Source organism: Aliagarivorans marinus DSM 23064, from assembly GCF_000429485.1.
In the GTDB taxonomy this organism is placed as follows: Bacteria; Pseudomonadota; Gammaproteobacteria; order Enterobacterales; family Celerinatantimonadaceae; genus Aliagarivorans; species Aliagarivorans marinus.
The window spans coordinates 238,966-246,970 of sequence record NZ_AUBY01000010.1; the positions used below are offsets into that span (position 1 = coordinate 238,966).

5 protein-coding genes are annotated in these 8,005 nt (G+C 53.6%); all 5 read right to left on the minus strand.

Annotated elements, in window-relative coordinates:
- Nucleotide 1: 1 nt before the first annotated feature.
- Nucleotides 2-607, minus strand: a complete 606-nt coding sequence (locus G461_RS25375) for an OmpA family protein (protein ID WP_051333346.1) — start codon at nucleotides 605-607, stop codon at nucleotides 2-4.
- Entirely contained in the window at nucleotides 604-1,899 is a 1,296-nt protein-coding gene (locus tag G461_RS0104305; RefSeq protein ID WP_026970938.1) for a TolC family outer membrane protein, read from the minus strand. Before G461_RS0104305 ends, G461_RS25375 begins: the two co-directional genes overlap by 4 nt.
- Before the next feature lie 34 nt (nucleotides 1,900-1,933).
- The gene (locus G461_RS0104310) at nucleotides 1,934-3,319 is read right to left on the minus strand and encodes an HlyD family type I secretion periplasmic adaptor subunit (RefSeq protein ID WP_026970939.1); all 1,386 of its coding nucleotides are present in this window, start codon (nucleotides 3,317-3,319) and stop codon (nucleotides 1,934-1,936) included.
- Nucleotides 3,316-5,457 (minus strand): type I secretion system permease/ATPase, encoded by a 2,142-nt coding sequence (locus tag G461_RS0104315; RefSeq protein ID WP_051333347.1) that lies wholly within the window; start codon nucleotides 5,455-5,457, stop codon nucleotides 3,316-3,318. The genes G461_RS0104310 and G461_RS0104315 overlap by 4 nt, the downstream gene beginning before the upstream one ends.
- Before the next feature lie 62 nt (nucleotides 5,458-5,519).
- Nucleotides 5,520-8,005, minus strand: a 2,486-nt coding sequence (locus G461_RS26490; RefSeq protein WP_026970941.1) for a type I secretion C-terminal target domain-containing protein, incomplete at its 5' end; no start/stop codon positions are given.

Consider the following 8,005-nt stretch of genomic DNA (forward strand, 5'->3'; position numbering starts at 1 on the left):
TTTAGAACTGTCCGAAGTCGTAGACGTTCCAGCGTGGAACGACCTTGCGATACTCCTGCTGCACGAACACCCGCGCTCGACGGTTGGCGGTTTCGCTTTGGGCCAGCTCTTCATCGTTTAGTGGCTGGCTCTCGCCCAAGGGCAGCAGCTCGATACGTTTCTCGGCGACTTGGTAACGCTCCACCAGCTCGCGCTTGATGTTCTCAGCGCGGCGCTGGGACAGCGCCAAGTTATAGTCGTTAGTACCCGAGAGGCTGGTGTGCGCCTCAACGGCGATCTCAACCTCTGGGTAACGCTCAAGGTATTCGGCCAACACGCCCAGCTGCTGCTGATAACGTTCCACCACAGTGGCGGAGTCGTGCTCGAAGAACACCATTAGCTCGTAGCCATCGGTGTAGATCTGCTCACGCGAACAGCCATAGTTGTCCACTTCGGCGCGCAGTACCGTGCCCGGACAGACATCGCGGGCGTTGATCACGCCATCAAAGTCTTCATCGTTACGGTCGTAATCGGCCGGTAGCCCGGAGTACAGATCCAAGTTGTGACTACAGGCGGTTAGCCCCGAGAGCACACTCAGCAGCAGGCTATACTTCAACAACTGCCTCATTCAAAGCTCCATTCCTGAGGGCGCTCAACCCGTAACGCTGCCAGCAGCTCACCGGTGGCATTGAGCAGGCGATACTTGGCGCGCAGCTCGTCAAAGTCGGCTTCGATGTACTCGTTGCGCGCTTCAAACAGCTCGTTCTCGGTGTTCAGCACATCCAACAGGGTACGTTTACCGAGGTTGAACTGCTTTTTGTAGGCTTCAACGGTGTCGAAGCTAGATTCGACATGGTCTTGTAAGAAGCCTTTTTGCTGCAGCAGTACGTCCCAGGCATTCCAAGCCAGTTGGGTGCCTTCCAAGACCTGACGGTGGGCATCTTCGTTGATCGCCTTGGCCTGGTTGATTTGGTAGGCGCTGCGGCGGATCTCGGCGCTATCGCTACCACCACGGAACAGGTTGTAGCGCATTCTCAGCATGGCGGAGAGCTCGTAGTCTTTGGTGTCGTCACGGGCATCGGGGTTGCGATCCCAGTTTCCATCTAGTTCCACCGCAAACTCGGGGTAGTAGGTCGATTTCGATACGGTGTGCTGGGCATGAGCCGCCTCGATATCAAACTCGGCCGCTTTGAGCAGCGGGTGATCTTGGCGCGCCTTGTTGATGGCAGCGTCTAGATCGGCTGGCAGCATATCTAGATCGGCCCCGGGTACAATCAGCTCTTTAGGCAGCTCATTGACCACTCGGATGTACTGGGTGTGGGCGTCTAACAGGTTGTTCTTCGCCGCCAAGGTGTTGGTGGTAGCACGCGCCACCCGGCCATTGATTTGGGTAAGGTCAGCGCTGGATCCCAGCCCTGAGCTGGTGCGCTTTTCGATATCGCTTTGAATGCGGCGATGGGTTTCCAGGTTCTGCTCCGCCAGCTCCAAAAGCTGTTGCTGTTTGAGCACCTCCAGATACACCTCAACCACCCGCAGGGCGAGGTTCTCCGCGACGTTGTATAGGTTCCACTGCTCGGCACGCGCCTCGTTGGCGGTACGATCCACTTCACCAGACACCGCAAAACCGCTGAACAACACCTGACGTAGGCTTACGCCAATCTCAGTGGGATTAGCATCGCGGGTGCCTAAGTTGTCTTCAACCTGTTGCCAACCAGCGCCCGCGGTAAGATCAACCGTTGGAAGGTAACCCCCTTTGGCGCCCCTATACGCCTCGTCACTGGCCTTAAACTGGTTGAAAGAGGCTTGTAACTGGGGATGTTCGGACAGCACTTTAGCCACCGCTTGCTCCAAAGTATTCTCTGCAGCATAACTGTTGGCGACAAATAAGCTGGCTAACAGCGAAAGGCCTAGCTTGTTCATTTACACTCCTTGTAATCGCGTCTTGCGATAATAACTATCTTTCTCGTAGCGCAGTTTGCTGCGCTTTGGTTATAGGTTTGAGCAGGTAGTCCAATATGCTCTTTTTACCGGTAATGATATCTACATTGGCCAACATGCCGGGAATAATGGCCAGATCTTGATTGTCACCGAGGGCACTTTGCTCGGTTCTGACTTTCACCAGATAGAAGCTGTTGCCCTCTTCGTCGACGATGGTATCGGCGCTGATTTGCTCCAGCTGTCCGTCTAGCCCGCCGTAGATAGAAAAATCGTAAGCGCTGAATTTAACTACAGTTTTAAGCCCCGGCCGTAAAAACGCAATATCTTTTGGTTGAATTTTGGCCTCCACCAAGAGCTTGTCTTCAATCGGTACGATCTCCATAACACTTAGGCCGGGCTGCACCACCCCGCCCACGGTGTTGAGGTAGATCTTTTTCACCGTACCTTTTACCGGTGACATCAGCAGTGTTCGCTCGACTCGGTCGCGCAGGCCGACCTGTCCTTCGCTCAGGGCGGAGAGTTCGGCTTGCGCTTCATTGAGTTGCTGGCGAGTCTCGCTTAAAAACGCCAGCGCTTGGTCGCGGCGCTTGTAGATAGTCTCGGCTATCGCGCTTTCAATTTTCGGTTTCAGCAGGGTCGAGCTGGCAATCTCGCCGCGCAGCTCGTTAGCTTGGCGCTCGAGCTTGAGTACATCCACCTGCGAGACAATGCCTTCGTCGGCCAAGGGGCGAGTGATACGCAGCTCCTCTTGCACTAAGGCGTAGCTTTGACGCAGGTGATCCACCTTGGATGCCAGCTCCACCAGCTCTTGCTGACGCTGCTCGATTTGACCGCTGCCAATATTTAGTTGGTTGCTTAGGGTGCGCAGGCGTGCCTCCATCTGCAGGCGCTGGCGCTGTGCTTCGATGGGGTGTTCGCTTTCAAAAGCCTCGTCAAAACTGAGTGTTCCTGGTACTACCAGGACTTGTTTCTGCCAGTCACTTAATGGCAGATCCGGCACCACTTGAACGGCACTCAACTCATGATTGAAGCGACCAACATCGCCTTGTAAATCGACGATCCTCTGCCCTCGCTCTAGAAAATCTGAGCGGAAGCGGGTGTCATCAATCCGTACCAAGGGCTGGCCTTTCTCTACCTGTTCGCCTTCGCTGACCAGCAGTTGCTTGAGGATGCCGCCTTCTAAGCTTTGCACCACCTGGATCTGCTGGGATGGGATCACCTTGCCAGAACCGACGGTCACCTCGTCGACCTCAGCCAGATGGGCCCAATACAGCGCACAGCCCACAAACAAGAAGATCATCCACAGCACCGCACGCGAGCGCCATGGAGTTTTCAGCAAAATGGCGGCATGGATGTCATCGATGTAATCTAAGTCTTTCGCGTTGGGCTTGCTACGACTCATACGCCCCCCTTAACCTTGCCTTCACGCAGGGCTTGTAACACCTGCTGCTTAGGTCCGTCGGCAACCACTCGGCCACGCTCTAATACGATGACCCGATCTACCAAATCTAGCATCGACATCTTGTGGGTAATCAAGATAAAGGTTTTGTCCTCAGCGACTTGCTTCAGACTTTTCTTAACCAAGTTCTCCGAGAAGGCATCCATTGAGCTGCAAGGCTCGTCCATAATCAGCACTGGCGGGTTAAACAGCATCGCACGGGCGAGCGCAACGGCTTGTCGCTGGCCACCAGAGAGGTACTGACCTTTTTCGCCGACTTGCCGGTCCAACCCTTCTGGGTCTTGATCGGTAAACTGTTTAACCCCTGACAGCTCGGCTGCACGGAAGATCAGCTCATCTTCAATATGGGGAACGCCGAGGGTGATATTGTCGCGAATTGAGCCGTAAAACAGCGTGGCATCTTGCGGAAGACAGCCGATTTTCTGCCTGAGATCGGCGGGGCTGATCTGGTTGAGATCGACCCCATCCATACGGATCGCGCCGCGCTGCGGGGTATAAAAACCGAGCAGCAACTTTTCCAAGGTCGACTTACCGGCACCGATTCGGCCGATAATCGCCACCTTCTCACCGGCTTTGATATGCAGGTTTACATCCTGCAGCGCCGCTTGCTCGCTGCCGGGGTAGGCAAAGCTGAGCTGGCTGAAACTTAACTCACCTTTGTAGTGGCTGCGGTGCATATACTGATCGAGCTTCTCATCGGGCAGATTCATAATCTCGTCGAGACTGGTCAACGCGGCCCTAGCTTGGTTATAGCGGGTGGCCAGCAGCGCCACCTGCGAGAATGGCACCAAGGCGCGACTAGTGAGCATCACTGCCGCCACCAAGCCACCCATGGAGATCTGCCCCTCGGCAATCAGATACACGCCCATTAGCACCAGCATTACGGTGGAGCTTTGGGTGATAAAACCGTTCAAGGTACTGACTGAGGTCGACAGCTTACGGATCGCGATATTCCAGCTGGCAATGCTGCCGACCAGCTCCTCCCACTTAGATTGGAACTGGCTCTCTGCACCGGCGATCTTCAAGGTATCGATGCCGTTGAGCGCCTCAATCAAGTGGGCGTTCTTCTGGCTGGCAAAGCGGTTACCGTTTTCCACCTGTTTGCGCATCTGACGTTTGATCCACAGCGAGTAGCACAGCATGATAAGCCCAGCTCCCAATGGCACATAGGCCAGAGGCCCGGCTACCAACCAGATAACCACCACAAAGATCACTGCAAACGGTACATCGATAAACGCGGCAATGGTCGCCGAGGTGATAAAGTCGCGGATCGAATCAAACTCTTGGATGTTACGAGCAAAGCCCCCCACCGAGGTAGGCCGGGATTCCGCTTTGATATTGAGGAGTTTTTGGAAGATCTGTGCCGACAGCAACACTTCTGACTTCTTACCCGCAAGGTCGAGCGCTGAGGCGCGCAACTGCTTAAGAATAAAATCAAACAGCAGCACCACCATCATACCGATGGCCAGCACCCACAGGGTCTCCAACGCCACGTTGGGCACCACCCGATCGTAGACGTTCATAACAAACAGCGGCGAGGCCACCGCAAACAAACTGATAAACAGCGACGCCAGCAGCGCATCGCGGTAGATGCCCATGGAGCGGCGCAGCGTTGACCAGAACCAATGCCCCTGTTGAGTCTCCAGATTCTCCGGAGAGCGCGCATCAAAGCGGTAGCGCTTGCGGATCCAACAGCAGTAGCCCAGATACTGCTGCTCAAGCTCGTCGAGAGCGATATGGTCGTGGGAGTCATTCAGTTCAGGCCAGGCAACCTCGGCCTGACCATCTTCAACTTTAAGCAGCACACAAGCACGACCGTCTTTAAGCAGCAGAATGCAGGGCAGCAGCAACTCCGGGATCTTGCTCAGCTTTTTCTTGGCCAGCGATGCATCCATCCCGGCACGCAGCGCCGCACGCGGCAACAGGCTGGGGGTAAGCAAGCCGTCCTTTAACGGAAGTCCCGCAGAGATCGCCTTGGCTGAATAGGGTTTACCGTAGAACTTACTTAGGAACACCAGACAGTTGAGCAACGGGTCGTCGTGCTTGGTAATCAACTCAGCCGGTGACAGGGGTTCATGCATAATACATCCGTGCATTGCATAAAAGTAAAGGCTACGGCAGCTGCCTGCCGTAGCCAGCACTGTTAATTGTTATCTACCTGAAGCTGCTGGTCTTCGAGTAGTTGATCAATAATATCCTGATCGCTCATGCCATTGAAATCAACATTCTTCAGGGTGATGGTTTGATGGACCTCAGCGCCATTGTTGCTGCCGTCGATATCGATGGATACAACCGTATCTACGCTGCTGTCGGCATTCTCTACTCGTTCGAAGCTGAGGTAGTCGGTGAGGCTATCTTCGGTTTCACCTTGTAGCAGGTCACTCAGATCGAGCACGTCGCCTCCAGAGCCGACGGTGAAGTCTTCAATCACATCACTAGCTTCCTCGCCAGAGGTACTGGCATCCGAGGCTAACCAACTGAAGGTGTCGATGCCCTCGCCGCCGATAAGGATATCGTTACCCTCACCGCCAACCAGAACGTCGTTGCCATCGCCGCCGTAGAGTACGTCATCGCCCGCACCACCAAGCAGCACATTGTTGGTAGCATCGCTGCCCAGTACCGTCTCGCCGTGGTTGCTGCCTTCCACTACGTTGTGATCTCCACCGCTAATGACCAAGGTCAGTACGTCGGTGTAGGTGTTGCCTTCGGCATCGGTTGCTTGATAGCTGAACTGCTCGAACAGTACATCGTCTTCGCTGATACTATCGCGGGTTTCCTGACTAGCGATGAATACGTAATCGCCAACACCACTTACCTGCAACTGGCCGTGCTCGCCATCTACAGTGGTCACACCGCCCTGATCCTGAGCACCATCCCACAAGATAGCAACCGCAGCATCATCGTCGATAGCGCCACCAACCTGTGGCATATCCGTGGAGAGCGACTCGATGTGCGCCACGATTTGGAAAGCATTGTCGGCATCTTCATCGGTAAAGATGGTCGATACAGCACCAGCATCTGGATTGCTGGTATCAAAGAAACCATCTAAAACGATTAGGTATTGGGTGTCTTCAATCTCGATACTCTGAACCTGAGGAGGCAATGTAATGATATCCCTATAGTCACCGGGCCCTTGGTTGGGTGTTTCTTCATGCTCAATCTGAACAATAAATTCAACCGGATGAGAATCACCATTTATAGTGACATCAAACTGCAGCTTTAGATCCACAGTCTCCAATACCTTTATCCCAAGAGAAATTGGCCTATTCGCGTGAGTGAAAGTCCCTAGAGCAAAGGACTCGCCGACTTGCACAGAAGACAAATTTTCTTCAGAAAGCTCATAGGCGCTGTACTTCTCAAGATTATCCCCCCACAGTACTTTGTCAGCTACACTATCGTCATCCAAGTCTACTAAATCAGTTAGGCCTCTTCCCTCCGAGAAGGTAGCATTCTCAAATCCACCTTCTAGGTTGTCAATCTTAATAGAGGTAGGCTCAATAAACAGAATATTGCTGGAAACCGCGGTAGCCGAGTGCTCCAAGTCCATATCCAAGGTCACGGTCGCTGTATTGCTTGGCTCGCCATGGGAGTCGACCACGGCATAGTCGAAGCTGTCATCGCCCGGAGGGTTTGATTCAACATAGCGTAATACCCAGTTGCCGCTGTTCTCCGTGGAGAACTCGATTTTAGCTATAAGCTGGCCTTGAGTGTCGATATCAAAGCCATCGCCATTGCCTACAGTAACGGCCTGGAAGTAACTGTCGCGACCCGTTTCGCCTTCAGGCTTAAGGTATTCCACTAACTGCCGGGTTTCTTCACCGGTTAGCGGATAGCGATAGGTGATGGTGATAAGCGCGGCGTTGTCATCACCCGCTTCAAATAAGCCGCCAAGGCCATCCATACCTAGCTCTAGATTTCCTTGCAGACTATCGCCAAAATTGATGAGGATCGACTCGTTTGCTTGGATGCCTGAGCCACCAGCATCACCGATACCATAACCAACATGGTGACCTTCGCGATCGTAGTGTTGCAGCGCACCGCCTCTTGTGCCCTCACTGCTAATGGTGACTTCACTTCCATCTTCTAGTGTTAACTTACGTACTTTGGGATCGTCGGTTGGACGGCCCCAGCTATACAGCGCATATTCACTGGGCAGATCGCTCTGTGGCTCTTTCGCGCCCATCAAGAAACTCGTAGTACCGAGATCTTCGTGTGGCTGATAAGTGATACCCGACAAATCAAACTCAGTTTGAACATCGATATCTCGCTGAGTAATCGCCTCACCGTTGTAGCTGAGTATCCCCATGGTTGGCAGTGACTGGATCACAACATCAAGAAGATGACCATTTAAATCATCCTCTTGATCTGAAACACGATCTGGTTCGCTGTCAGGATCGAACTCAATAACGACTTCGGAGAAATCGCTCACCGAAACGCTGAAACTATTCGCTACAGGAGGAGTATTGACCGCGCTTATCGTAAGGGTCACCGTCGCTGTATCTGTGCCGCCCTGGCCATCACTCACTGTGTAAGAGAAACTGTCACTGGTGGTGTCGCTGCCATCATGGGTATAGCTGAAAGTGCCATCTGGATTCACGGTCACACTGCCGTTGGTAGGCTGGGTGAAAC